Origin of the sequence: Glycomyces lechevalierae (genome assembly GCF_027622945.1) — a bacterium.
GTDB classification, from domain to species: domain Bacteria; phylum Actinomycetota; class Actinomycetes; order Mycobacteriales; family Micromonosporaceae; genus Glycomyces; species Glycomyces rutgersensis.
In genome coordinates, this window is record NZ_JAPZVQ010000008.1 from 51,278 (window position 1) to 76,088 (window position 24,811).

General features: G+C 71.7%; 22 protein-coding genes. 17 read left to right on the forward strand and 5 right to left on the reverse strand.

Annotation, left to right across the window (positions count from 1 at the left end; genetic code table 11):
- Position 1: 1 nt before the first annotated feature.
- Genes O2L01_RS14170 through galE form a run of 5 tightly spaced genes read left to right on the forward strand, consistent with a single transcriptional unit; the run spans position 2 to position 5,801 of the window.
- Complete coding sequence (locus O2L01_RS14170; RefSeq protein ID WP_270122607.1) at positions 2–1,027, forward strand: Gfo/Idh/MocA family protein; 1,026 nt, start codon at positions 2–4, stop codon at positions 1,025–1,027.
- Positions 1,024–1,974: a hypothetical protein gene (locus O2L01_RS14175; RefSeq protein WP_270122608.1), complete on the forward strand. Its 951-nt coding sequence runs from the start codon at positions 1,024–1,026 to the stop codon at positions 1,972–1,974. The genes O2L01_RS14170 and O2L01_RS14175 overlap by 4 nt, the downstream gene beginning before the upstream one ends.
- Before the next feature lie 8 nt (positions 1,975–1,982).
- On the forward strand, positions 1,983–3,266 hold the full coding sequence (locus tag O2L01_RS14180) for a nucleotide sugar dehydrogenase (RefSeq protein ID WP_344469359.1): 1,284 nt from the start codon (positions 1,983–1,985) through the stop codon (positions 3,264–3,266).
- Between the two features lie 26 nt (positions 3,267–3,292).
- Positions 3,293–4,801, forward strand: a complete 1,509-nt coding sequence (locus O2L01_RS14185; RefSeq protein WP_270122609.1) for a glycosyltransferase family 4 protein — start codon at positions 3,293–3,295, stop codon at positions 4,799–4,801.
- A gap of 19 nt (positions 4,802–4,820) precedes the next feature.
- The gene (gene galE / locus O2L01_RS14190) at positions 4,821–5,801 is read left to right on the forward strand and encodes a UDP-glucose 4-epimerase GalE (RefSeq protein ID WP_270122610.1); all 981 of its coding nucleotides are present in this window, start codon (positions 4,821–4,823) and stop codon (positions 5,799–5,801) included.
- 51 nt (positions 5,802–5,852) lie between these two features.
- Here galE and O2L01_RS14195 read toward each other — a convergent pair whose 3' ends face one another.
- From O2L01_RS14195 to O2L01_RS14210, 4 genes are all read right to left on the reverse strand, one after another.
- Entirely contained in the window at positions 5,853–7,961 is a 2,109-nt protein-coding gene (locus O2L01_RS14195) for a glycosyltransferase family protein (RefSeq protein ID WP_270122611.1), read from the reverse strand.
- Positions 7,962–7,969: 8 nt separating this feature from the next.
- A complete protein-coding gene (locus tag O2L01_RS14200; protein WP_344469361.1) occupies positions 7,970–9,286 on the reverse strand; it encodes a glycosyltransferase in 1,317 nt (438 codons plus the stop codon).
- 213 nt (positions 9,287–9,499) lie between these two features.
- A complete protein-coding gene (gene wecB, locus O2L01_RS14205) occupies positions 9,500–10,585 on the reverse strand; it encodes a non-hydrolyzing UDP-N-acetylglucosamine 2-epimerase (RefSeq protein ID WP_270122613.1) in 1,086 nt (361 codons plus the stop codon).
- A complete protein-coding gene (locus O2L01_RS14210; RefSeq protein WP_344469351.1) occupies positions 10,582–11,193 on the reverse strand; it encodes an acyltransferase in 612 nt (203 codons plus the stop codon). The genes wecB and O2L01_RS14210 overlap by 4 nt, the downstream gene beginning before the upstream one ends.
- Before the next feature lie 246 nt (positions 11,194–11,439).
- Between O2L01_RS14210 and O2L01_RS14215 the strand changes: the two genes are divergently transcribed.
- From O2L01_RS14215 to O2L01_RS14270, 12 genes are all read left to right on the forward strand, one after another.
- A complete protein-coding gene (locus O2L01_RS14215) occupies positions 11,440–12,951 on the forward strand; it encodes a glycosyltransferase family 4 protein (RefSeq protein WP_344469363.1) in 1,512 nt (503 codons plus the stop codon).
- Positions 12,948–14,453 carry a glycosyltransferase gene (locus tag O2L01_RS14220; RefSeq protein WP_270122616.1) on the forward strand — a complete coding sequence of 502 codons (1,506 nt, stop codon included), beginning with the start codon at positions 12,948–12,950 and terminating at the stop codon, positions 14,451–14,453. The genes O2L01_RS14215 and O2L01_RS14220 overlap by 4 nt, the downstream gene beginning before the upstream one ends.
- Positions 14,450–15,646, forward strand: a complete 1,197-nt coding sequence (locus tag O2L01_RS14225; RefSeq protein WP_270122617.1) for a glycosyltransferase family 4 protein — start codon at positions 14,450–14,452, stop codon at positions 15,644–15,646. Before O2L01_RS14220 ends, O2L01_RS14225 begins: the two co-directional genes overlap by 4 nt.
- Positions 15,643–16,182 carry a hypothetical protein gene (locus O2L01_RS14230; protein ID WP_270122618.1) on the forward strand — a complete coding sequence of 180 codons (540 nt, stop codon included), beginning with the start codon at positions 15,643–15,645 and terminating at the stop codon, positions 16,180–16,182. The genes O2L01_RS14225 and O2L01_RS14230 overlap by 4 nt, the downstream gene beginning before the upstream one ends.
- Entirely contained in the window at positions 16,172–17,509 is a 1,338-nt protein-coding gene (locus tag O2L01_RS14235; protein ID WP_270122619.1) for a glycosyltransferase, read from the forward strand. The genes O2L01_RS14230 and O2L01_RS14235 overlap by 11 nt, the downstream gene beginning before the upstream one ends.
- A complete protein-coding gene (locus O2L01_RS14240; RefSeq protein WP_270122620.1) occupies positions 17,506–18,159 on the forward strand; it encodes a hypothetical protein in 654 nt (217 codons plus the stop codon). Before O2L01_RS14235 ends, O2L01_RS14240 begins: the two co-directional genes overlap by 4 nt.
- Before the next feature lie 103 nt (positions 18,160–18,262).
- Positions 18,263–19,879: a glycosyltransferase family 4 protein gene (locus tag O2L01_RS14245; RefSeq protein ID WP_270122621.1), complete on the forward strand. Its 1,617-nt coding sequence runs from the start codon at positions 18,263–18,265 to the stop codon at positions 19,877–19,879.
- A gap of 121 nt (positions 19,880–20,000) precedes the next feature.
- On the forward strand, positions 20,001–20,921 hold the full coding sequence (locus O2L01_RS14250) for a proline dehydrogenase family protein (RefSeq protein WP_270122622.1): 921 nt from the start codon (positions 20,001–20,003) through the stop codon (positions 20,919–20,921).
- Between the two features lie 134 nt (positions 20,922–21,055).
- Positions 21,056–22,825: a gluzincin family metallopeptidase gene (locus tag O2L01_RS14255; RefSeq protein ID WP_270122623.1), complete on the forward strand. Its 1,770-nt coding sequence runs from the start codon at positions 21,056–21,058 to the stop codon at positions 22,823–22,825.
- A 197-nt stretch (positions 22,826–23,022) separates the two neighbouring features.
- Positions 23,023–23,226 carry a helix-turn-helix domain-containing protein gene (locus tag O2L01_RS14260; protein ID WP_030155806.1) on the forward strand — a complete coding sequence of 68 codons (204 nt, stop codon included), beginning with the start codon at positions 23,023–23,025 and terminating at the stop codon, positions 23,224–23,226.
- A gap of 144 nt (positions 23,227–23,370) precedes the next feature.
- Entirely contained in the window at positions 23,371–23,472 is a 102-nt protein-coding gene (locus O2L01_RS14265) for a 30S ribosomal protein bS22 (RefSeq protein ID WP_081687713.1), read from the forward strand.
- Positions 23,473–23,515: 43 nt separating this feature from the next.
- Positions 23,516–23,836 (forward strand): DUF2516 family protein, encoded by a 321-nt coding sequence (locus tag O2L01_RS14270; RefSeq protein WP_270122624.1) that lies wholly within the window; start codon positions 23,516–23,518, stop codon positions 23,834–23,836.
- 76 nt (positions 23,837–23,912) lie between these two features.
- On the opposite strand, the gene htpX is transcribed toward O2L01_RS14270, so the two are convergent.
- Positions 23,913–24,776, reverse strand: a complete 864-nt coding sequence (gene htpX / locus O2L01_RS14275; RefSeq protein ID WP_270122625.1) for a zinc metalloprotease HtpX — start codon at positions 24,774–24,776, stop codon at positions 23,913–23,915.
- Positions 24,777–24,811: the final 35 nt, after the last annotated feature.

The following is a 24,811-nucleotide window of genomic DNA, read 5'->3' on the forward strand; positions in this document are numbered from 1 at the left end:
AGTGACCGATTCGCAGCTTCGCGCGGGCCTGGTCGGCCTGGGGGCGATGGGCCGCAACCACGCCCGTGTCCTGAACGCCCTTGAAGGCGTCGATCTGGTGGCGGTGGCGGACCCGGTGGCGGACGCGGCGTCGCTGCCGTCCGGGGTGGGTCTGGTGGCGGGGGTCGAGGACCTGATCGCGCTGGGCGTGGACTATGTGGTCGTGGCGTGCCCGACGGCGTACCACGAGCAGGTGGGTCTGGCGCTCGCCGACGCGGGTGTGCATGCGCTGATCGAGAAGCCGTTGGCGCACACGGCGGAGGCGTCGGTGCGGTTGGCGGCGGCGTTCGAGGCCGCGGGCCTGGTCGCGGGCGTGGGGCACATCGAGCGGTTCAACCCGGCGGTCGCTTCGCTGCGGGAGCGGTTGAAGGCGGGTGAGCTGGGGGAGATCCTGCAGGTGGTGACGCGCCGCCAGGGTCCGTTCCCGGGGCGCATCGCGGATGTGGGCGTGGTGAAGGACCTGGCGACGCACGACATCGACCTGACGGGGTTCGTGACGGGGCAGTCGTACCGGACGATCAGCGCGCAGACGGTGTCGCGGTCGGGTCGGGAGCACGAGGACATGATCGCGGCGGTCGGGCAGCTCTCGGGCGGTGCGATCGCGAACCACTCGGTGAACTGGCTGAGCCCGTTCAAGGAGCGCACGACGGTGGTCACGGGCGACCGGGGCTGCTTCGTGGCGGACACGTTGACGGCGGACCTGACGTTCTACGCGAACGGCGTGGTGGACACCGAGTGGGAGGCGATCAGCAACTTCCGGGGCGTCTCGGAGGGTGACATGATCCGGTACGCGATCCGCAAGCGCGAGCCGCTGCTGGTGGAGCACGAGCACTTCCGCGACGCGGTGCTGGGGAAGCCGAACGACATCGTGGACCTGCGGCGCGGGGCGATGACGGTGGAGGTCTCGGAGATGATGCTGCGGTCGGCGGCGACGGGGCAGACCGTCGCGCTCGACCCGTCTGCCCTGGACAGCGCCGGATCGCGATGAACGAGACGACCCCTCCCGCGGCGACGCTGGTCTCCGAGCCCGCGGAGTGCGTCGCGGCCGCGGCGCGGATCCTCGCTTCGGCGGACGGCCCGGACCGGGACGAGCTGGTCTTCGGGGCTTTCGCGTCCGAGGTCGCGGAGGCTTTGCAGCCGCATGCGCTGGCGGTCGACGCCGGTGAGCGCGCGAAGTGCTGGACGGCGGTCGCCGAGTTGGCGGACGCGCATTTGAGCGAGGAGCTGCGGTTGCGGCTGCCGACGGAGCCGCGGGTGCGGGTCTCGTTGGCGCAGCACCGGGACCATGCGCTGCTGGAGGCGGCGGTCGCGTTGGAGGCGCCCGGTTTCCTGTTGGAGGACGGGCGGCTGTTCGCGCGGTACCCGGGGTTCCGGGAGGAGCCGCACGGGCTGGCGGACGAGTGGTTCGAGGTGGTCGCGGAGCAGGTGACGGTGCCGCTCGCGAAGGGCCTCAGGCCGCGGTATCTGGTGTGGACGGGCGTGAGGCGCTCGGACTACTGCCTGGAGTATTCGTTCTTCGTGCCGGTGGAAGGCCTTGGGGCTGAAGCGGTGCGGGTCGGTGTGGACCGGCTCGCGAAGGGCAGGTCGCCGCGGAAGCGCCGTGCGGTCGAGGCCGCGTCGGCGCCGGCGTTCGATGTGGACGCCGCGGTGGAGGTGCGCGCCGAGGGCGCGGTCACCGTGGTCACGGCGCGGCTGCGGACCGAGGAGTTGACGGGGCGCGGCGCGGGCCGCTGGTCGCTGCGGGCCCGTGTGACGCTCCTGGGCTTCACGTACGATCTGCCGCTGAAGGCCCCGCGCGGGTACTTCCAGCGGCTCGGCATGCCGATCGGGCTCGCCGTCGAGTACGGCGGGCACCGGAGCCTGGCCGTCAGGGTCGACGAGCGGGCCACGTGGCGGGGTCTCTCCCGTCTTCGAGTACTGGACTTCAGAAAGTGATGCGTGAGATGCGGATCTGTGTCGTCGCCATGGGGAAGATCGGGCTGCCGCTGGCGGTCCAGTTCGCGACTAAGGGCCACCGGGTCGTGGGGGCGGACGTCAACGCCCGGACCGTGCAGTCGGTCAACGACGGGGTCGAGCCGTTCCCGGGCGAGTACCGCCTCGCGGAGCTGTTGAAGGAGACGGTGACCTCGGGGCACCTGAAGGCCACGACGGACACCGCCGCGGCGGTGGCCGAGGCCGAGGCCGTGGTCATCGTGGTGCCGCTGTTCGTGGACGCGCAGGGCGTGCCGGACTTCGGGTGGATGGACGCGGCGACGAAGGCCGTCGCGGCCGGGCTCAAGCCGGGGACGCTCGTGTCGTACGAGACGACGCTGCCTGTGGGCACGACCCGGGACCGGTTCGGGCCGATGCTGGAGGCCGGTTCCGGCCTGACCGCCGGCGAGGACTTCCACCTGGTGTTCAGCCCCGAGCGGGTGCTGACGGGCCGGGTGTTCGCGGACCTGCGCCGCTACCCGAAGCTGGTGGGCGGCATCAACGAGGCGTCGGCCGCGGCCGGTGTCGCGTTCTACGAGGCCGTGCTCGACTTCGACGAGCGGGACGACCTGCCGCGCGCGAACGGCGTGTGGGACCTGGGGTCTTCGGAGGCCTCGGAGATGGCGAAGCTCGCGGAGACGACGTACCGGGACGTGAACATCGGGCTGGCGAACCAGTTCGCGCGGTTCGCGGACAAGCAGGGCCTGGACGTCATGAAGGTCATCGAGGCCTGCAACTCGCAGCCGTACAGCCACATCCACCGTCCCGGGATCGCCGTGGGCGGGCACTGCATCCCGATCTACCCGCAGATGTACCTGTGGAACGACCCGGAGGCCACGGTGGTCCGGGCCGCGCGCGAGGCGAACGCCGGCATGCCGTCGTACGCGGTCGACGTGCTCGCCGCCGCGTATGGGGACCTCGCGGGCGCGAGCGTGCTCGTGCTGGGCGCGGCCTACCGCGGCGCCGTGAAGGAGACCGCGTTCTCGGGCGTGTTCCCGCTGGTCGAGTCGTTGCAGGCGAAGGGCGCGACGCCGTACGTGTCGGACCCGATGTACACGGCCGAGGAGCTCGAGGCGGAGGGCCTGCCCGCGCACCGCGGCGAGGCCGTGACGGCCGCTGTCGTCCAGGCCGACCACGACGAGTACCGTACGCTGGCCCCTGCGGACCTTCCCGAGGTCACGGTGCTGCTCGACGGCCGCCGGATCACCGACCCCGCCGCCTGGGAGGGCCGCGAGCACATCGTGCTCGGCAGCTGATCCCCCGGAAGGCAGGAATCATCGACATGGAGTCCGCGCAAGGCCGCGCCCGCGTGGTCATGGTGGTCCCCAACCGGATCGACGGGGACTCCCGCGTGCAGAAGGCGGCGGCCTCGATGGCCGCCGCCGGGTGGGAGACGCATCTCGTCGGCGTGTCCGTGACCGGTGCGCAGGACCCGTACGTGCAGGACGGCGCCCACATCCACAAGATCCCGCTGCCGAAGATGGACCCGCCGCGGTCCCTGCGGCGGCACCTGGCGGCCTGGCGGTACCCGTTCGCGTACTCGGACCTCGCGCTCGCCAAGAAGCGCGAACGGCACTTGAAGGCGGCGCGGCTCGAACTCGACGCGCTGCGCGGGGGGACCCGCGCCCGCGGCGGGATCCGGCTGCCGTTCGTCGTGCACCGGGCCGGCCGCAAACTCGAGCGGGCCTGGGTGGGCGGCCGCGTCCGCCGGACCAAGGCCCGCGAGCAGTACTTGAAGCGCGAGGGGCGCCTGGAGCGCATCGAGCGCCGCTGGTGGGGCCTGCTCCTCGGCGACCGGGCCTGGCGGCGGCTCGACGTCAACATGCAGCGGTTCGAGCTGGCGTTCCGGCCCGAGATCCTGCGGCTCGAACCGGACCTGCTCCACGCCCACGACGCCTATTCGATCGGCGTGTGCGTGCGCGCCGCCGAGCAGCTGCGCCGCTGGGGCAAGACCGTGAAGGTCGTGTACGACGCGCACGAGTTCGTGCCCGGGCACGAAGGGCTCGAACCGAACAAGCTCGAAGCGCAGTCGCGGTGGGAGCGGCAGTACCTGCCCGGCGCGGACGCCGTCGTCACCGTCTCGCACCCGCTCGCGAAGCTCCTCCAGGAGCGCCACGGCCTCGACCGCGAGCCGTCCGTGGTGTACAACGCGCCGCTCGCGCATCCCGCGCCCCGCCCTGACCCCGGTGACCTGCGCAGCGACCTCGGCCTCGACGAGCACACGCCGCTCGCGGTCTACATCGGCTGGGCCTCCCCGGAACGCCAGCTCGAGGTCATGATCGAGGCCGCCCGGCTCGTGCCCGACCTGCATCTCGCGTTCATGGTCAGCCGCCACGACACCAACCCGTACGTCAAGAAGCTCCAGGCCCTCGGCGAGGAGCACGGGATCGCCGACCGGCTCCACTTCCGCGGCTACGTCGCTTACGAGGACCTGCCGCGGTTCATCTCGACCGCCGACATGGGCATCCACCCGATGCCGACCGGCTCGGTCAACCATGAGATCGCGCTGCCCAACAAGTTCTTCGAGTACTGCCACGCGCGGCTGCCCCTCATCGTCACCACCGTGAAGACCCTCTCCGCGGAGGTGCGGCGCCTCGGCAACGGCGAGGTCTTCACCTCCGGCGACCCCCGCAGCCTCGCCGCCGCGATGGAGCGGATCATCGCCGACGAGGACGGCTACCGCCGCGCCTACAAGGACCCGGCGCTGCTCGAGGAGTACTCGTGGGAGCACCAGGCCCGCGAGTACGTGCGCGTCTACGAGCGGCTCATCGGCCCCGCGCCCGCGGCGTGACCCCGACGAAGGAGAACCCATGACCTGGCTGATCACCGGCGGCGCCGGATACATCGGCTCCCACGTGGTGCGCGAGATGACCGGCGCGGGCGAACGCGTCGTCGTCCTCGACGACCTCTCCTCGGGCCGCGCCGCCCGCCTCCCGGCGGACGTGCCGCTCGTGCACGGCGACGTCCTCGACCGGGACCTCCTCGACCGCGTCATGCGCGAGCACGGCGTCGCCGGGGTCGTCCACATCGCCGCCCGCAAGCAGGTCGGCGAGTCGGTCGAACGGCCCCTCGAGTACTACGGGGCGAACGTCGAGGGCCTGCGGGTCGTCCTCGCGGCCGCCGCGGCCGCCGGGGTCGGGCGCTTCCTGTTCTCCTCCTCCGCCGCGGTCTACGGCATGACGGACGTCGACCTCGTCACCGAGGACACGCCGTGCGCGCCGATGAGCCCGTACGGGGAGACGAAGCTCGCCGGGGAGTGGCTCGTGCAGGCCGCGGGCCGCGCGCACGGCATGGCCACGGCCTGCCTGCGCTACTTCAACGTCGCGGGCGCGGCCGTGCCCGAACTCGCCGACACCGGCGTGTTCAACCTGATCCCGATGGTCTTCGACCGCCTCACCACCGGCGAGGCGCCGGTGATCTTCGGCGACGACTACCCGACCCCGGACGGCACCTGCGAACGCGACTACGTGCACGTCGAGGACATCGCCTCCGCGCACCTCGCCGCCGCCCGCCGCCTCACCGCCGACGCCGAGACCCGCCTGGTCCTCAACGTCGGCCGCGGCGAGGGCGCCTCGGTCGCCGAGATGTGCGCGATCATCCTCGACGTCACCGGCCGCGACGGCGTCGAGCCCGCGATCGCGCCGCGCCGCGCCGGCGACCCCGCCCGGGTCGTCGCCTCCGCCGAACTGGCCATGAAGGAACTCGGCTGGTCCGCCCGGTACGGCGTGCGCGAGATGGTCGAGTCCGCCTGGCAGGGCTGGTGCCTCCACCACCCCGAAGCCCGGCGCTAGACGCACGGAAAAGCCCCCGGCCGGACGGCCGGGGGCTTTCCTCATGCCGTCTTACCGGTCGCCGAGGAACAGCTCGTCGAAGTCGCCGCTCACCACCGACCAGTCCCATGTGGACAGCGCGTATTCGGAGGCGAGCTTGGACGCGTCGGCCCAGGAGCCCTCGGTCGTGTTGACCTCCAGGACCCGGTGGGCGGCCTCGGCGGGCGTGTCCACGACCCACCCGTCCGGGTAGAGCGTCCGGGCGCTGTTCGCCTTGCCCGCGTAGAACGGCCAGTCGCGCACCACCGGCACCGCGCCGCTCGCCGCGCCCTCCATGACGCCCACGTGCGAGCCCTCGCGCACCGAGGAGCTGATGACGAACCCGATGTCCGTGAGCTTGCCCGCCACGTCGTCCGTCGGGCCCAGCCGCAGCACCTGACCGGACGCGACGAGCGGCTTGAGCACCCGCTCCATCCGGTTGCGGTACTTGCGGGTCGCCTGGCTCGTGCCCGGGTCCATGTCCCCGCCCACCAGCAGCAGCCGGTACCGCTCGTCCTCGGCGCGCAGCAGCCGCAGCAGGTCCACCGCCCAGATCGGGTCCTTCGCGACCTGGCTGACCCCGACGAGCCCGATGTTGAACCGGGCGTCCGGGGCCTTCTCGCGGGCGAACCCGGCGAGCTCCATCGCGTTGTGCAGCATCGGCATCCGCGGCGCCTGCGGGCCGCGGAGCTGCGGCGCGAGCGACGTCGCCAGGTCCCGCACGTGGTCGGCGACGAACACCAGGTCGTCGATGCGCGAGAAGTCCACGAGCTGCGTCCAGCGGGTGAACACCTCGTAGGAGTGCAGGCGCACGATCACGCGGGTGTCGCCCGGGTCGATCGTGGTGAGCATCGCCGCCGGGCCCACGCACCAGTCCAGGAACAGCGTGTCCGCCCAGTCCAGGTGCGGGCGCAGCAGGTCCTCGACGAGCGCGGCGTACTCGGGGTCGCCGCCCATGCGCGTCGCCAGGACCCGCCAGTCGGTGCCGAGGATCCGCTTGAGCGACGGCTGGGTCGTGAAGTCCAGGTACCGGACCTCGACGTCCGGGTGCTCCCGGTACCGGTCGAGCAGGTGGCGCAGGAAGTTGTCGTTCGCGCTCGTCGCGATGAGCAGCCGCAGCGGCCCGTCCGTCGGCGGCTCGGCGGGGGGCCGCTCGCGCCCGCGCGGCGCCATGATCGCCTGCAGCGCCTTCGACGCGTGGAACGGCTTCACGAACCGCTCCGGGTTGTCCGCGAGCGGCGAGGTGAGCTGGTCGATGTGGGTCACGCGGTGGAAGCCGAGGACGAGCGCGCGCCGCAGCGTCATCGCCGCGTCCTGGTACTCGCCGGCCGCGAACTTCGCGTCGGCCTGCACGAGCAGCGCCTTCACGGCCTGGTTCACGTGCTTGGACACGACGCCCCGGCCGAACTCCATCGAGGCCGCGTCGTCGAGCAGCCGGGCCTTGACCGCCGGGTCCTTGACCTTCGACGCCGTCAGCGCGAGCGCGTACGCCGCGCCGCTGTGCTTGTCCGCCCACTTCATCGCCTCGGCCACACGGCGGCCGGTGGCGACGCGGAGGCCCTGCGGCACACCGGGGGCGCGCAGCGGCAGCCGCCACAGCTTCGCGACGACGTTCCGCCGCATGAGCTTCCGGGTGGTGAGCGCGCGGCCCGTCGCGTCCGGCAGGCGCTTGAGGGCCCGCCCGAAGTCGCGGGCGACCAACGACGCCGGCGGCCGGAACGCCTTCGGCGCGGGCGCGCCCTGCTCGGCGAGCTCGCGCACGGCGTTGAGCGCCGGCGCGACCCCGTACACGGCCTTCGCGGTGCGGTTGCGCTGCGCGAGTTCCCAGACGGTGTACACCGAGCCCTCTTCGAGCGCGACGATCACATGCGCCTTCGCGGCGTGCTCGCGCAGCCACGCGTCCTTGCGGGAGCGCAGCCAGACGCGCTCGCCGAACGGGAGGTTCGCGGCGCGGCGCAGGTTGGCGCGGGGGAGGCGGTGCTTGTCGGCGAAGTCGATCCCGTCGAGCTGCCCGGCGTACCACTGCGCGGGCACGGAGGCGGCGTACGAGACGCGGGCGCCCTCGGCCCCGAGCTTGCGCACGGCCTCGCGGAGCATGGGGACGGCGACGGTGTTGCCGCTGATGAGGAGTACGTCGATCACTGGGCTCTTCACTGTGCGCGGCCCTTCTGCACCTGGAACTCGTTGACGAGGTCCTTCACGGCCTCGGCCATGATGATCTCGCGGGTGAACCGGTCGGCGTGCGCCATGGCCTCGGCGTGCTGCTCGTCCGTGGAGTCGACCGCGAGGTGGGCGGCCTCGACGAACGCCTCCGTCATCGCCTCGCGGTCGATGCCGCGCGCGCCCGTCCACAGCGGGTGGCCCTTGAGGACGTTCGAGGCGTCGTGGTCGATGACGTGCGCCGAGACGATCGGCAGGCCCGTCGCCATGTACTCGTACACCTTCCCGGAGGTCACGTAGTGCCCGCCGATGAGGATGAGCACCATGGCGTCCCAGCGGGCGTACGTCGCGGCGACCTCGGCCTTGGCGACCGGGCCCCCGTAGCTCACGCCGTCCGGCTCGGCCTCCTGCAGCAGCACCGCGTGCGGGTTCGTGCCGCGGTGGGCGCCGCCGCCGATGTGGCCGCGCACCTCGAAGCGGGCGTTGGCGAGCAGCGGCTCGCGCTTGCGGGCCGCCCGCCACGCGTCGAGCACGACCTTGAGGTGCTCGGTCGAGAAGTTGACGGTGCCGAGGTAGCCGAAGACGAGGCCCTGCCCGGGGTCCGGGCGGTGGGCCCGGCCGGGGGCGCTGTCGGCGTCGTAGCCGTTGCGCACCACGTGGACCCGGTCGGCGTACTCGGGGTAGCGCTCGCGGTAGTGCTCGGCGATCGGGTCGTTCACGACCCACAGGGAGACGGCGGAGCCGAGGATGCGCTCCTCCCACCGGCCTTCCTCGGTGTCGCGGCCGAAGGCCTCGCGGCCGTCGACGACGTCGATCGACCAGCCGTCGCGGAAGTCGACCGCGTACGGGACCCCCGCCTCCTCCCACAGCTTCCAGGCCGCGGCGAGGTTCACGTAGGGCACGCAGCTGGCGAGCAGCAGGTCCGCCGGGTGCTCGCCGTGGAGGCGCGTCACGGCGTCTTCGATCGGGCCGCGCCAGTCGCCGAAGGTCGCCTCGGGGAACGCGGCGCGCTGGCGCTCGCGCAGGGCCTTGACCCAGCGGGTCGGGGCGATGGCCCGCTCCTCGTCGAAGCGGCGGATGTCCGTCTCGAGGTCCTCGCGGCGCAGCGGCAGCTTCACGACCTGGACGCGCGGGTCGACCTGCTCGGAGAGCGAGTGGTCGACGCCGGAGTCGAGCTCCCAGGACTCGTCCGCGATGGTCACGACCGTGACGTCCCAGCCTTGGGCGGTGAACTGGTTCGCGGTCTCGCGCATGCGGTACGCGCAGCTCTTCGCGGCCGGTGGGAAGCCGATCGCGAGGTAGATCAGGTGGGGGCGCTGACCGCCGCGCCCTGGACCGGCGACATTGTCGGTGGAGGCGCTGCCGGAGCGAGGGGCCCCGGAGCTTGAGAACGCTGACATGATAGTGGACGTTAGCACGGAGCTCAAGGGCCCTGAGCTGTCCGGATCAGGTATGTGGGGTGAACGGTGAGGGCGCCGGCGGCCGGGTGTTCACCCTGTCGCCGGCGCCCTCACCGCGCGTCACTTCAAGTGGTCTTCGAGGACCTTCACGACGGCGGCGCCGGCGCGGCCGTCGCCGTACGGGGCGTCCAGCGTCTCGGCGGGCGCGGGACGGGTCGCGGTCGCGTGCCACTCCTCGACACTGAGCCGGTCCGGGCGCGGGACCAGGACGTTCCAGCCCGCTTCGAGCGTCTCGACCCATTCGGTCTCGGTGCGCAGCGTGGTGCAGGCGCGGCCGAGGAGGTACGCCTCCTTCTGGAGGCCGCCGGAGTCGGTGACGACGCCCGAGGACGCGAGGACGGCCGCCACGAGCTGGCGGTACGGCAGCGGCTTGCCCGCGTGCAGGTTCCCCTGGGTGAGCTTGAGCCCGTACTGCTCGGCCTTCGCCTGCAGCCGCGGGTGCGCCAGGAGCGCCACCGGGATCGGCAGGCCCGCAAGGGATTCGACGAGCGCGGCGAGCAGCTCGGGGTCGTCGGTGTTCTCGGCCCGGTGCAGCGTCGAGACGAGGAACGGCCGCTCGGGGTCGATCCCGGCGGGCAGTTCGGGGCGCTCGCCCGCGGCCAGCACGGCGTCGCGGGTGTGGAAGCACACGTCGACCATGACGTCGCCGACGTTCACGGCCCGGTCGCCCAGGCCCTCGTTGGTGAGGTGCCGCACGGCCTCGTCGGTGGGCGCGAGCAGCAGGTCCGCGCAGTGGTCGGTGAGGACCCGGTTGTGCTCCTCGGGCATGCGCCGGTTGAACGAGCGGAGCCCGGCCTCGAGGTGCGCGACCTTCAGGTGCTGCTTGACGGCCGAGAGCGCGCCCGCGATCGTGGAGTTCGTGTCGCCGTAGACGAGCACCCAGTCGGGCTGCTCGGCGTCGAGGATCGGGTCGATCGCGGCGAGCATCGCGCCGGTCTGGGCGCCGTGGCTGCCCGAGCCGATGCCGAGGTGGAAGTCCGGTTCGGGGATGCCGAACTCGGTGAAGAACACGTCCGAGAGCTCGGGGTCGTAGTGCTGCCCGGTGTGGATGACCACGTGCTGGTGCTCGGTGCCCGCGAAGGCCTTCGCGACCGCGCCGAGCTTCACGAGCTGGGGGCGGGCCCCGACGATGCTGACGACCTTCACTGCTGCTCCTTGCTCTCTTCGATGGGGGAGAGGACGCCGTCCTGCTCCGCGTACCGCTCCCCAGTCTGCGGGCAGCGCCATTGGCCCTCGCCGTCGGCCTCGAGCCGTTCGCCCGCGCGCCCGACCCAGCCGGCGAAGCGGGCGGGGACGCCCATGACGAGCGCGTAGTCCGGCACGTCCTTCGTCACGACGGCACCGGCGGCGACCATGGCCCAGCGGCCGATGCGGATCGGGGCGACGCAGACGGCGCGCGCGCCGATCGAGGCGCCCTCGGCGACGTCGACGCCCACGGCCTCCCAGTCGTGGGCGCGCTTGGCCTTCCCGTCGGGGGCGACCGCGCGCGGGTTGTGGTCGTTGGTGAACACGGCGGCCGGGCCGACGAACACGCCGTCGGCGAGGGTCGCGGGCTCGTACACCAGCGCGTAGTTCTGGATCTTGACGTTGTCGCCGATGCGCACCCCGGTGCCGATGTAGGCGCCGCGGCCGATCACGCAGTCGGTGCCGAGGCTGGCGTGCTCGCGGATCTGGGCGAGCTCCCAGATCGCGGAGCCGTCGCCGACCGCGGCGGTCTCGTGCACCTGAGCGGATTCCTGAACCCTGTAACGCATTCGCTGCTTTCAATGGATTGGTGGCGTTCGCCGAGATCGGTCTTGACCGGGACGAGTATACGGACGGGGCGTTCGCCACGACCTCAGCGGAAGCAAGCGAACGTCATATTGCGCAGGTCAGTCGCGTTTTCGAACTGCGAGACAACGAAGGGTGAACGAATCCGTTTCGTACGATCTGTCGTTAGACCGGGGTAGGAGACCATCCCACCACGACCATTCGGAGGAACCATGGGCAGACGCATCGTGATGCTGGTGCAGAACGGCGTCGTCGGCGATTCCCGCGTGCAGAAGGAGGCGGCCTCCGCCGCCGCCGCGGGCTGGGACGTGATCCTCTTGGGCCGCAGCGAGAAGCGCGCGGAGGAGTGGCAGCTCGGCGGCGCGACGGTGCGGCTCGTGCCCACCGGCCGCGACTTCGACCTGCGCCGCCACGAGGTCCGCCGCCCCTGGCTGCGCAGCCCCCTCGCCTACCCGCCCGGGCCCCTCGAGTCCTACCGCCGCAAGCAGGTGCAGGCCTGGAAGGCCGACCTCGCGTACGCGAGAGCGAAGATCGCGGTCGAAGGCGCCGGGCCCGGCCCGCGCCTCGCCCTCGGCGCCCGCAGCCTCGCGGTGGGCGCGGCGGGCACGTGGATCCGCGCCCGCACCCGCCTGAGCCGCCGCGTGCGCGAACGCCGTGCGGCCGCGAACGCCCCGGTCGACCGCGCCGCGGGCCGCTTCTGGACCGCCGCGCTCGGCGACCGCGCCTGGCGCCGGCTCGACCCGGCCCTGTGGGACCTCGAGCTCGCGTTCGGCCCCGTCATCGACGAGCTGCGGCCGGACCTCATCCACGCCAACGACTTCCAGATGCTCGGCGTCGGCGCCCGCGCCAAGATCCGCGCCAAGGCCGTGGGCCGGGAGGTGAAGCTCGTGTGGGACGCGCACGAGTTCCTGCCCGGCATGAAGCCCTGGAAGCCCCACCCGTGGTGGCCCGCCGCCCAGCTCGGCTTCGAACGCGAGCACGCGCCGTACGCGGACGCCGTCGTCACCGTCTCCGAGCCGCTCGCCGACCTCCTCGTCGCCGAGCACGGCCTGAAGACGCGCCCCGCGATCGTCATGAACACCCCCGACCAGCGCGAGGACGACGGCGAGGACGTGCCCGACCTGCGCGAACTGTGCGGGGTCGACAAGGACACGCCGCTGATGATCTACAGCGGCGTGCCGCTGGAGCAGCGCGGCATCCACATCATGGTCGAGGCCCTGCCCTCCCTGCCCGAGGTGCACACGGCGCTCGTCGTCTCCAAGCCGCACTGGGCGTACGTGCGCCGCATGGCCGCCCGCGCCGAGGAGCTCGGCGTCGCCGACCGGGTCCACATCCTGCCCCACGTCCCGCACCACCAGGTGGTGCGGTTCATCGCCGGGGCCGACATCGGGGTCAGCCCCAACCACCACCACCAGAATCACGAGATCTCCTTGAACACCAAGTTCTTCGACTACTCGCACGCGCGGCTGCCCATGGTCGTCTCGGACGTGAAGACCATCGCCGAGGAGGTGCGCCGCACCGGCCAGGGCGAGGTCTTCCGGGCCGGGGACACCGCGGACTTCGCGCGGGCCGTGACGCTCGTGCTCGCCGACCCCGAGCGCTACCGCGAGGCCTACCTCGAGCGGGTGCCGCTCGACGAGTGGACCTGGCGGCGCCAGGCCGAGCACCTCACGGGCGTCTACGCGTCCCTCATCGGGTCTCCCGAAACAGCCGACGTGCCCGAGCTCGGGCGGGCGGCGTGACCGCCGTTACGCGGCCCGGCCGCGTGGTCATGGTGGTGGCCAACCGGATCGACGGGGACTCGCGCGTGCAGAAGTCCGCGCAGTCCATGGCCGAAGCAGGCTGGGAGGTCCACCTCGTCGGCCTCTCGGTCGCGCGCAAGCCCGAGCACTACCGGCACGGCGACGTCGACTACCACAAGATCCCCGTCCCCAAGATGGACCCGCCGCGCACCCTGCGCCGGCGCGTCGCGGGCCTGAAGTACCCGCTGGCGTACCGGGAGTCGGCCCGCGCCGGGCACGGCGTGCAGCGCATCAAGGCCGAGCGGATCGAGGTCGCCGCGATGGCCGAGGAGCCGGGCAGCGGCCTGCTGCGCGTGCCGCGCCTCGTGCGCCGCGCCGGGCGCAAGGTCCAGCGCGTGTGGATCGGCCGCCGCATCGACCAGACCAAGGCCCGCGACCGCCACCTCGCCCGCGAGAACGGGTTCCTCGACCGCGTCTCGCGCCGCTGGTGGACGCTGCTGCTGGGCGACCGCGTGTGGCGGCGGCTCGACAACGACGCCGTGCGCATCGAGCTCGCGCTGCTGCCCGAGATCGTCCGGCTCGAACCGGACCTGCTGCACGCGCACGACATGTACCCGATCGGGTTCTGCGCCCGCGCCGCCGCGGCCTTGCGCCGCAAGGGCAAAGCGGTGAAGCTCCTGTACGACGCGCACGAGTTCGTGCCCGGCTGCGACACGCTCCCGGCCGACCGCTTCGAGTCCCTGGTCCGCTACGAGCGGCGGTACCTGCCGTACGCGGACGCGATCGTCACCGTCTCCCAGCCGCTCGCCGCGCTCCTCAAGGAGCACCATGGGCTGCAGCGGGAACCGGCGGTCGTGCTCAACGCGCCGCTCACGCCCGACTTCTCCCGGCCCGACCCGGGCGACGTGCGCACCGCCTGCGAACTCGGGCCGGACACGCCGCTCGCCGTCTACTCCGGCTGGGCCGCACCGGAACGCAAGATCGAGATGATCATCGAGGCGGCCCGGCAGGTCCCGGCGCTGCACGTCGCGTTCCTCGTCAACCGGCCGAACCACCCGTACGTCAAGTCGCTCATCGCGTTGGGCGAGCAGTACGGGATGGCCGAGCGGCTGCACTTCCGCGGCTACGTCGACTACGCCGACCTGCCGCGGTTCCTCTCCACCGCGACGATGGGCATCCACCCCATGCAGACCGGGCCGATCAACCACGAGATCGCGCTGCCCAACAAGTTCTTCGAGTACAGCCACGCGCACCTGCCGCTCATTGTCTCCGATGTGAAGACCCTCTCGGAGGAGGTGCGGCGCATCGGCAACGGCGAGGTCTTCACCTCCGGGGACGTGGGCAGCCTCGTCACGGCCATCGACAAGGTGATCGCCGACCCCGAGTCGTACCGGGCCCCCTACCGCGATCCCGCGACGCTCGCCGCGTACACGTGGGAACGCCAAGTGGGCCAGTACGTCTCGCTGTACGAGGAACTCCTCGGGAAGGGGGCCCGGCGATGAGCGCACGCCGACACGTGGCCGTGGTGACCCCCTGGTACCCCGACGCCCAACGCCCCTACCGGGGTTCGTTCGTGCAGGCGATGGTCGAGGCCACCGCCCCCGGGCTGGACAGTGTGGACGTCTACCACCTGGACGGCTGGGCCGTGACCCGCGAACCGGAGAAGCTGGCCCGCGTCCGCGACCTCCAGCACCGGCTCCTGCCGCGCGCCCTCGCACCGGCCCCGGCCGTCGCGGGCGCCCGGCTCTATCGCCTCCCGGTCGTCATCGAACGCAGCCGCGAGCACGCCCTCCACGCCCGCCGCCACGCCGAATGGCTGCGCGTCGCCTTGGACGGCAAGCAGATCGAGGCGGACCTCATCCACGCGCACGTGCCCATGTACGGCGGGTACGCGGCGCTCGAGAACGCCCGCCCCGGCGCGCGCGTCTACCTCACCGAGCACTCCTCGTTCCTCGCGGACGTGCTCGCCCAGGAGGAGGCCCGCGCCCTCTACGACGAGATCCTGGACCGCAGCGCCGGGCTCTTCGTCGTCGGCGAGCCCCTGCACCGGCTCATCGAGGACGTCTTCCCGCACCACGCCGGGAAACTCGCGTACATCGCCAACCCGATCGACTTCCGCGTCCGCCGCCCCGAACCGCCGATCGCGTTGCGGCGCTGGCTGTCCGTGGCCGGGCTCATCGAACGCAAGCGCCTCGACCACCTCCTCCGCGCGTTCGCCGAATGCCGTGCCCAGGACCCTGACCTCCGGCTCACGCTCGCGGGTGAGGGCGAACTGCGCCGCCAGCTCCTCGCCCTCACTTCGGAACTGGGCCTTGACGACGCGGTGGACTTCATCGGCGCGGTCGAACCGGGCGACATCCCCGGGCTCATGGCCGACCACGACCTGCTCGTGCACACCAGCCGCCACGAGACCTTCGGCGTGGTCGTCGTCGAGGCGCTCGCCGCCGGCACCCCGGTCCTGGTGACCCGCTCGGGCGGCTCCGACCAGGTCCTGGAAGGCATCGAGGAGGACGCGGGCGCGCTCGTCGACGTCGTCGATGACCCGTCGGTCTTCGCGGACGCCTACCGCTCCCTGCGCGACCGCTACCCCGGCAAGGTCGACCTCGACCGGGCCCGGGACCACTTGCGCGCCAAGTACTCCTACGAAGCCGTAGGCGACCACCACCACCGGATCTGGTTCGGAGACGCATCGTGAACCTGCTCTTCCTCGCCCCGCAGGCCAGCCGGAAGCGCGCCGTCGCGATCGAGACCCGCCGCGCCCTCGACGACGGGCACCACGTGGTCCTCGTCGCCGAGGCCGGCGTGAACCGCGAAGGCTGGGACCTCGACCCGCGCGTCGAGGTCGAATGGCTGCAGGCCAACACCATCGACGCCGCCGAGCCGCGCGCGACCGCGCTCTTCGCCCGCAAGCTCCCGCTCGGCCTCCTGCGCCGCGTCGGCCGCGGCCCGCTCCGCAAACCCGCGGACAAGGCCGCCCGCCGGTGGAAGCGCCAGGTCACCAACCCGCTCGACGCCGACCGCAGACGCCGCACCGAGGCCCTGCGCGAACGCCACCGCCTCGAACGCGTCCAAGCGCGCATCGAAGCGGCGCAACCGGACTGGCTCGTCCTCTGCGAGTCCGCGGCCATCGAACTCGCCGCCGAGTTCGTGCCCGCCCTCCTCGACGCGCACCCCGACACCCGCGCGACCTACGCGTACGAGCCCCTGCCCGGAGGCGACCGTGACCGCTGAACCGCCGCCCCTACGGCTGCTCTACCTGGCCTTCTACTTCCCGCCCTCGCGCGCCAGCGGCGTCTACCGGGCCCGCGCCACCGCGAACTACTTCGCCGAGGCCGGCTGGGACGTCACCGTCGCCCGCGTCCCGCAGTGGTTCCTCACCGACGTGGTCGGCTCCACCGACGACGGCCTCCTGGACACTGTGGACCCCCGCATCGCAACGGTCAGCCCCGCGCTCGACGACTTCATGTGGGAGACCGACGTGCGCGCGTTCGGGTCCTTCCGCGGGAACTTCCCGTTCCTGGCCGCCCGCTGGCACAAATGGCTGCAGCGCTTCAAGTTCCCCGACCGGTACGCCTCCTGGGGCGAGTCCGCCGTCGCCGAGGGCCTGCGGCTCCACGCCGAACGCCCCTTCGACCTCATCGTCGCCACCGGCAACCCGTTCTCCGCCTTCGGCGCCGCCTACGAGCTCGGCAGGCGCACGGGCCTGCCGTACATCGTGGACTACCGCGACTCCTGGACCCTCGACCTGTTCACCAACGAGGACGCGTTCCCCAAGGGCGACAAGGCCTGGCGCTGGGAGAAGCGCATCCTCGAGAACGCCGCCGAGGCGCTGTTCGTGAACGAGGCCCTCCGCGAGTGGCACGCCGCGCGCTACCCGCGCGCGGCCGAGCGCATGCACGTGATGCTCAACGGCTGGGACCCCGACGTCCTCCCGCGGATCCCCGAGTCCACAGCGGACGAGAGCCGCCCGCTCTCCTACGCCTACATCGGGACCCTCACCGCCAACCAGCCCGTGGACGCCCTCTTCGCGGGCTTCCGCGCCATGGCCGGCGCCGGCTCCCACCCCGGCAGCACCCTCGACCTCTACGGCCACCTCGGGTTCTTCGCGAAGTACGAGTCGCGGATGCGCGCCGACATCGGCCTGGACGACGAGGCCGAGGACCGCGTCCGCCACCACGGACCCGTCTCCAAGGCCGAGATCGGCGACGCGTACGCCGCGAGCGACGTGCTCGTGTTCCTCGTCGGCGGCTCCAAGTACGTGACCTCCGGGAAGATCTTCGAGTACATGGCCACCGGCAAACCCATCGTCTCCGTGCACGAACCCGGTTCGGCCGCAGAGGAACTGCTGCGGGACTACCCGCTCTGGTTCAACCCCGGCAGCCTCGACCCCGGCGCCGTGGCCGCCGCCATGGCCGAGGCCGGGGACGCGGCCCGCAAGGCCGACCCGGACCTGGCCGAACGCGCCCGCGAATACGGCGCGGGCTTCACCCGCTACCGCGCCATAGAGGCCTTCGAACGGCGCGCCCGCGCCATCGCGCAGAACGGAGGCGAGCGATGAGCAGCACTGAAAGCACTGACACGCTCGAGACCACCGCCGGACTCCCCGAACGGGTCGTCATCCTCCTCTTCGGCAACGGCGCCATCAAGCGCACCAACGACTACGCGTACCAGATGGCCCGCCGCGGCGTGAAGGTCCAGGCCGTCGTCGCGGACGGCCAGGGCTGGCGCCGCGCGCCCGCCCTCCACCCCAGCGTCGAGGTGTACTCGCTCGCGAAGCCGGAGAACCGCCAGCCGCTCCTGTGGCTCTACGAATCCGTCATCGAACGCGCCCCCGCCGCGGTGCTCCGCCGCCTCGACGGCAGGGTCCCCGGCGCCGGCCTCGCCCGCCGCGCCCACCGCAAGGCCGCCGGCTTCTGCCGCCGCAACCTCTTCTGGAAGCTCTACCGGCCCGTCCGCCACCAGGCCCTCCGCGCGATCGCGCTCCGCCGCATCGGCCGCCTCGACATCGGCGCCGCCGACCACGTCGTCTGCCCCGACCCCGCGGCCGTCCCCCTCGCCTGGTCCCTCGCCAAGCGCCACGCCCGCCCCGTCGTCACCCGCGCGCTCCACTACGGCCCCTACAAGGACCACCCCGTCGTCCTCCCCCTCGAACCCTGGGACCCCGACACCCACCGCAAGGAGGACCGCCCGCCCTACCTGCCCCTCTGAACCCGCCGCGGCCACGGCGGGTGCGGCCCCGGCCGCGGTGTCACTAATATGGGGCTTTCCGTCCATCGCCCGGGCGGGAGGAGCCTCACAGAGAGAAGCACCGATGTCGGACCAGGAGCGGCCGCACCCCCGCCGCCGCGTCGTCATGCTCGTCGACAACGCCATCGACGGCGACTCGCGGGTGCAGAAGGGCGCGAGGTCGATGGCCGAGCACGGCTGGGACGTCCACCTCATCGGCATCGCCCCCGGCAAGACGGCCTCCCGCTTCGAACTCGGCGGCGCGACCGCGTACCGGCGCGTCGTCAAGCTCTGGCCCGGCCTGAACCCGCTGCGCCAGCGCCTCGCGCGCGCCCGCTTCCCGTTCGCCCACGCCACGGTCGCGAAGGCCGAGCTGGAGTGGGAGCGGCGGCGGATCCTGCGCACCGAGGACGCGCAGCGGCGCCTGCTCGCCGAGCGCCGCGGCCGCGGCGGCCTGCCGCTGCTCGCGCAGCGGGTGCGGACGAAAGCCGGCGTGCGCTGGCTGCGCTTCCGCCTCTCCCAGACGCGGGGCATGGCCGAGGCGCAGAAGGCCCGCCCGGACGGCCGGCTGGAGCGGTTCGAGGCGTCGTACTGGAAGCTGATGCTCGGGGACCGTGCCTGGCGCAAGCTCGACCCGTGGTCCTTCCGCTTCGACCTGGCGTTCTCGCCGTTGATCACCAAGCTGGCGCCCGACCTGATTCACGTGCAGGACCACCGGATGCTCGGCGTCGGTGTGCGTGCGGCCGCCCGTGCTCGCGTCAAGGGACGCGAGGTCCCCGTCGTGTACGACGCCCACGAGTTCGTGCCCGGTATCAAGCCGAAGAACCCGAAGTGGCAGACCGCGCAGATCGCGCATGAGGCCGAATACGTGCCGTATGCCGACGCCGTGGTGACGGTGTCGCCGCGTATCGCCGAACTGCTCGTGGAAGAGCATGGGCTTTCCGAGACTCCCGAGATCGTCCTCAACTCGCCGCCGCGCCCGGACGCGGCCCGCGAGGACTGGGCGACTCCGGAGGGCTTCCGGGACGTGCGGGCCGCCTGCGGCCTGGACGCCGCGACGCCGCTCATGGTCTACTGCGGCGGGGCCACGCCGGTGCGAGGGCTGCACCTCATGGCCGAGGCGCTTGGTCTGGAACCGGATCTCCACGCCGCCTTCGTGATCAATCAGCTCACCGGGCCGTACCCGGACTCGCTGATCGAGCAGGCCGCGAATCTCGGGGCCGCGGATCGCCTCCACCTCATGCCTTACGTGCCGTACGACGTGCTGACCACCTTCCTGGCTACTGCCGATGTCGGCGTCCACCCGCTCGAAACCGGCCAGGTGAACCACGAGAGCGCGTTGAGCACCAAGTTCTTCGAGTTCATGCACGCCGGACTCCCGGTCGTCGTGAGCGACGTGAAAGTGATGTCCGAAGAGGTCGCGCGTCTCGGCATCGGCGAGGTCTTCCACTACGGGGACGCGGCGGGCCTCGCGCGCGGCGTGCGCGCCGTGCTCGACGACCGCCCGCGCTACACGAAGCCCTACGCCGAACCGGGGTTCCTGGACGAGTTCACGTGGGAGGCGCAGGCCGCCCGCTACGACGCGATCTACCGCCGGCTGCTCAACGGCGGCCCGGAGCCGCTGGTGCCCTCGCCGCGAACCGACCAAAATGGTCAGAACCAGGCAAATTCCCTGAGTGAACCGGCGGGAACAGAGGCCTGACGCCAGCCGGGCCTTGGAAGGCAAGAAGTTTTCGCCATTCGGGGCGCGGTTTCCAATGTTGCGGCACACGTGTTACGCCACCGTGACCTGTGCCCGGGCCGGGTGCGGCTACGCTGCAGACATGCTGCGTTCTGTCATTCTCGCCGCCGCCCGGTCATCGAAGATCGAGCGGCTCGTCGGCACCGCGCCGGTGACGCGTTCGCTCGTCCGCCGCTACGTCGCGGGCGAGACCACGGCCCACGCCGTCGCCACCACCAGGACCCTCGCGGCCGACGGACTGCTCGCCACCCTCGACTACCTCGGCGAGGACACCATCGTCGTCGAGCAGGCCGACGCCACCCGCGACGAATACCTCGGCCTCCTCACCGCCCTCAAGAAGGAGAGCCTCGCCAAGTCCGCCGAGGTCAGCGTCAAGCTCTCCGCGGTCGGCCAGCGCATCGACCCCGAGCTCGCCTACGAGCGGGCCCGCGAGATCTGCGGGGCCGCCGCGGACGCCGGCACGACGGTCACGATCGACATGGAGGACCACACGGTCACCGACTCCACGTTGGAGATCGTGCAGCGCCTCCGCGAGGAGTTCCCGTCCACCGGCGCGGTCCTGCAGGCCTACCTGCGCCGCACCGAGGACGACTGCAAGTCGCAGGCCGTCCCGGACTCGCGCATCCGGCTCTGCAAGGGCGCCTACAAGGAGCCCGAGTCGGTCGCCTACCAGCGCAGCCTCGACGTCGACCGGTCCTATGTGCGCTGCATCAACGCGCTCATGGCCGGCGAGGGCTACCCGATGCTCGCGACGCACGACCCGCGGCTCATCGAGATCGGCATCGACCGGGCCCGCTGGTACGACCGGGACAAGGACTCGTTCGAGTTCCAGATGCTGTACGGGATCCGCCCCACGGAGCAGCTGCGGCTGGCCGCGGACGGGTACCGGATGCGCGTCTACGTGCCGTACGGCGACCAGTGGTACGGGTACCTGATGCGCCGCATGGCCGAGCGCCCGGCGAACCTGGCCGTGTTCGCGCGCTCTTTGTGGACGAAGTCTTAGAAGTCTCTGAGGTTCCGGGCCGCGCCGGTGTGTCCGCCGTCGCGGCCCGTCCCTGTTCACGCGGGGTGGACGACCAGCGCACACCCGCTGTTCGGGGCTCGCACGGGTAGCGATCGGCGACTACAGTTGCGAACGTGACTCAAGCCCCCGAGGACTTCACCCCGGATTCCCCCGAGCGCGACCACCCCGGCGAGCCCCGCCCCGGGCAGGCCGCGCCGGCGCCGCACGTGCCCGGCCAGCGCTCCGGGTCCGAGACGCCGCGCAGCACCTCGCCCGAACCGGTGCTGCCGCAGGCGGACGCGGGCAATGCGGCGATCCCGCAGGCCGCCCCGATGCCGCCGATCCCGGAGCCGACGGCGCCGCCGTCGGCGCTGCCGGTCGAGATGCTGCCGCCGGGGGCGGTGCCGCAGGGCCCCATGCCTGGCCAGGCCCCGCCCGGCCACTATCCAACGGCCCCTTACCAGGGCGTGCCGCAGCACGGCGCGGTCCCGCCCGGGCAGGTCCCGCCGGGGCCGATCCCGGTGTCGGCGATGCCGCCGTGGCCCGGCGGGCCGGTGCACTACTACCCGCGGCCCGACCGGAAGCGGTCGCGGTTCGGCACGATCCTCATGGTCCTGCTGCTCGTCACGGGCTCCGTCTTCGGCGGGGCCCTCGTCAACGGCTGGCGTCCGGCGCTGCCGGGGGCCGAGACGGGCACGATCGAGGGGCTCGCGGTCCAGCCAGGCGAGGGCTCGGTCCCGAGTCCGGGCCCGGACGCGTCCGAGGCGGAGATCCTCGCCTATCTCAAGGAGCAGGCGCAGCTCGTGCTCGACGCGCAGAGCGAGTCGCTCATCAACGGCAGCCTCGAGGGCTGGCTGGCGGCGTACGACCCGACGCTGCACGACGCGATGACGGGCCGTTTCGACTCGCTGACGTCGATGCAGGTGTCGCGGTTCGACTACCAGATCGCCTCGGGTCCGATCGAGGACGCGTCCGGTGCGGTGCCGCTCTACGACATCTCGGTGGCGCTCTCGTACTGCTTCGTGGAGCCGGCGGACACGTGCAAGGCCGCTGACATCGTCTTCGACTCGCGCTGGCGCGCGGGCGAGGACGGCATGGTGATGGTCGAGGTCTCGAACTCGGAGTACGGGGAGGGCCCGCACCCGTGGGAGGTCACCGACCTGGTTGCGGCCGTGGGGGAGCGCACGGTGACCGCGGTGCCGCTGGAGATGGCCGACCGTCTCGACGACGCGTTGGAGATCGCCGAGGCGGCCGCGGTGAACGCGGACGAGTGGGCGTACTGGGAGAAGCCCGACCGGTACGTCATCTACATCGCGAGCGACGAGGAGTTCGAGACCTGGTTCGGGGGCTTCTGGGACTCCGAGGACGTGCTCGGTTTCGCGCTGCCGCTCAACGGCACGGTGGACGGGCGGCGCCAGCCGTCGACGTACGCGACGGTGATGGGCGTGGACCGGACGGGTTGGGGCTACGGCCTGACCTCGGTGATCCGGCACGAGCTCGGGCACGCGGTGACGCTGTGGGCGGCGCCGTCGGAGCGGTACGCGGACGACACGTGGTGGATGGTCGAGGGCGTGGCCGAGTACATCGACAACGGCGACCGGCCCGTGGACGAGTACGACCGCGCGCTGGACGTGCGCGACTACGTCGAGCAGGGCGGTTGCGCGACGGACATCCTGCCGCCCGACGCGGACGACGACACGCTCGCCGGCTCCGGGAAGTACGGGTGCGGGTTCCTCGGCGTGCACTACCTGATCGACACGTACGGGGTCGACAAGTTCGCCGAGTTCTTCGGCGCGACCGCCCGCGAGGGCGAGCCCGCGGTGGACAAGGCGCAAGAGGTGTACGGGAAGAGCTATGCCGACCTGATGCAGGAGATTACGGCCTTCATTGCCCAGACCGTGTGAGATCGGGTGTTGCCGGGTGGCCCGGACTGCCGTAACATGAGCCTCATCCCAATCGAAAGACATCAACGTCACAGTCTGTGACGACCGACTTGTTTCGGTTCATATGGGCATTCGCGTCCGCCGCACCTCAAACACATCACACACCCCACGTCCTTGCATAAGTGCTCGCAACAGCCCTCGACAGAACGGTGAGACACATGAGCGAACCCGGGGACCTCCTCGACGAGGTCAAGTTCTTGACGGTGACGGAGGTGGCCGAGCTGATGCGCGTCTCGAAGATGACGGTGTACCGGCTCGTCCACAACGGCGAGATCGCGGCGGTGCGGGTCGGGCGCTCCTTCCGCGTGCCCGAGAGCGCCGTCAAGACCTACCTCTCCGAAGCGCTCCAGACCGACGACTGATCCCCCTCGGCCCGGCAGGTCCCGCCACGCACGAGCTGTGACGGGGCCTGCGGTTCCGCTCGCCCGGCGCGGGGGCCGCCGGGCAGGCGCGTTAGGCTGGTCGGGCTCGAAAAATTGTCTAGTGAACATCTGTGAGGAAGCTCTATGGGCTCGGTCATCAAGAAGCGGCGCAAGCGCATGGCGAAGAAGAAGCACCGCAAGCTGCTCCGCAAGACCCGCGTGCAGCGTCGCAAGCTCGGCAAGTAGCCGAGACGACCGGCTCGCGAGCACCTGCGGGTAGGCTGAGCGCATGCCTGAGTTCACAGCGGTAGCTTTCGCCTTCGAGGTGAGGTTCTTCGTCTACCTGGTCATCACGCTCGGAGCTGCCTTGCTGTCGGTGATCGCCCTCACCCATTGCGCGGTGCAGAAACCCGACGCGTTCAGCGCCGTCGGCACGCTCTCGAAGGGCGCCTGGCTCGGCATTCTGGCGATCACCCTGCTCCTGTCGCTGTTGCTCAGTGTGCGGGGAGGGTTCATGTTCACCTTGATCGCGCTCGCCGCGGCGCTGGTGTACCTCCTGGACGTGCGCACGGGCTTCAAAGACCTCCGTGGCGGCGGTTCGTCGTACTGAGCGGTCCGCTCGAACACGTGAGAAAGCCGCGTCGACGATGTCGACGCGGCTTTCGCTGTACCCCTTGGCTAGCGCACTAGCGGACGACGCCGCGGGCCATCTCCCGCAGGCGCTTCACCCGCTCCGCCGTCGGCGGGTGGGTCGAGAACAGGCTCGTGAGCCCGCCGCCGCGCAGCGGCGACTCGATCATCAGGTGCGACTGCTCCGCGATGCGGCTGTCCGACCGCGCCGGCATCCGGTCGACCCCGGCCGAGATCTTCTCCAGGGCGCTCGCGAGCGCGAGCGGGTCCCCGGTGAGGCGCGCGCCGTCCGCGTCCGCCTCGTACTCGCGCGAGCGCGACACGGCCATCTGGATGAGGCCGGCCGCGAGCGGGCCGAGGATCATCGTCAGCAGCAACACGAGCGGGTTCGGCCGGTCCTCGTCGTCGGACGCGAAGAACGGCAGGAACATCGCGAGGTTCGCGAGCATCGTGATGATGCTGGCGAGCGCCCCGGCCACCGAGGAGATGAGGATGTCGCGGTTGTAGACGTGCGACAGCTCGTGCCCGATCACGGCCCGCAGCTCGGCGGGCGTGAGGAGCTGCAGGATGCCCTCGGTGACGGCGACCGCCGCGTTCTGCGGGTTGCGGCCCGTCGCGAACGCGTTCGGCTGCATGGTCGGCGAGACGTACAGGCGCGGCATCGGCTGGTTCGCGCGCTGCGCGAGCTCGCGCACCATCGCGTAGAGCTGCGGGGCCTGCGCCTCGGAGACCGGCCGCGCCCGCATGGCGCGCAGGGCGATCTTGTCGGAGTTGAAGTAGGCGTAAGCGTTCATGCCGACGGCGATGACCGCGGCGATGACGATGCCGGTGGAGCCGCCCAGCGCGTAGCCGATGGCGATCACGAGCGCCGACATCGCGCCGAGCAGCACCGCCGTCTTGAGGCCGTTGTGGTGCTTCATGATGTTCGAGTTCCCTCCCTGTGGGAAGAAGCAAC

Excerpts from the sequence above, each read along its gene's own strand:
- O2L01_RS14215 (WP_344469363.1), top strand. The coding sequence starts at position 11,440 with ATGCTGGTGCAGAACGGCGTCGTCGGCGATTCCCGCGTGCAGAAGGAG.
- htpX (WP_270122625.1), bottom strand. The coding sequence starts at position 24,776 with ATGAAGCACCACAACGGCCTCAAGACGGCGGTGCTGCTCGGCGCGATG.
- O2L01_RS14260 (WP_030155806.1), top strand. The coding sequence starts at position 23,023 with ATGAGCGAACCCGGGGACCTCCTCGACGAGGTCAAGTTCTTGACGGTG.
- O2L01_RS14225 (WP_270122617.1), top strand. The coding sequence starts at position 14,450 with ATGAGCGCACGCCGACACGTGGCCGTGGTGACCCCCTGGTACCCCGAC.
- O2L01_RS14210 (WP_344469351.1), bottom strand. The coding sequence starts at position 11,193 with ATGCGTTACAGGGTTCAGGAATCCGCTCAGGTGCACGAGACCGCCGCG.
- O2L01_RS14250 (WP_270122622.1), top strand. The coding sequence starts at position 20,001 with ATGCTGCGTTCTGTCATTCTCGCCGCCGCCCGGTCATCGAAGATCGAG.
- O2L01_RS14270 (WP_270122624.1), top strand. The coding sequence starts at position 23,516 with ATGCCTGAGTTCACAGCGGTAGCTTTCGCCTTCGAGGTGAGGTTCTTC.
- O2L01_RS14245 (WP_270122621.1), top strand. The coding sequence starts at position 18,263 with ATGTCGGACCAGGAGCGGCCGCACCCCCGCCGCCGCGTCGTCATGCTC.
- O2L01_RS14180 (WP_344469359.1), top strand. The coding sequence starts at position 1,983 with ATGCGGATCTGTGTCGTCGCCATGGGGAAGATCGGGCTGCCGCTGGCG.
- O2L01_RS14185 (WP_270122609.1), top strand. The coding sequence starts at position 3,293 with ATGGAGTCCGCGCAAGGCCGCGCCCGCGTGGTCATGGTGGTCCCCAAC.
- O2L01_RS14240 (WP_270122620.1), top strand. The coding sequence starts at position 17,506 with ATGAGCAGCACTGAAAGCACTGACACGCTCGAGACCACCGCCGGACTC.
- O2L01_RS14175 (WP_270122608.1), top strand. The coding sequence starts at position 1,024 with ATGAACGAGACGACCCCTCCCGCGGCGACGCTGGTCTCCGAGCCCGCG.
- galE (WP_270122610.1), top strand. The coding sequence starts at position 4,821 with ATGACCTGGCTGATCACCGGCGGCGCCGGATACATCGGCTCCCACGTG.
- O2L01_RS14265 (WP_081687713.1), top strand. The coding sequence starts at position 23,371 with ATGGGCTCGGTCATCAAGAAGCGGCGCAAGCGCATGGCGAAGAAGAAG.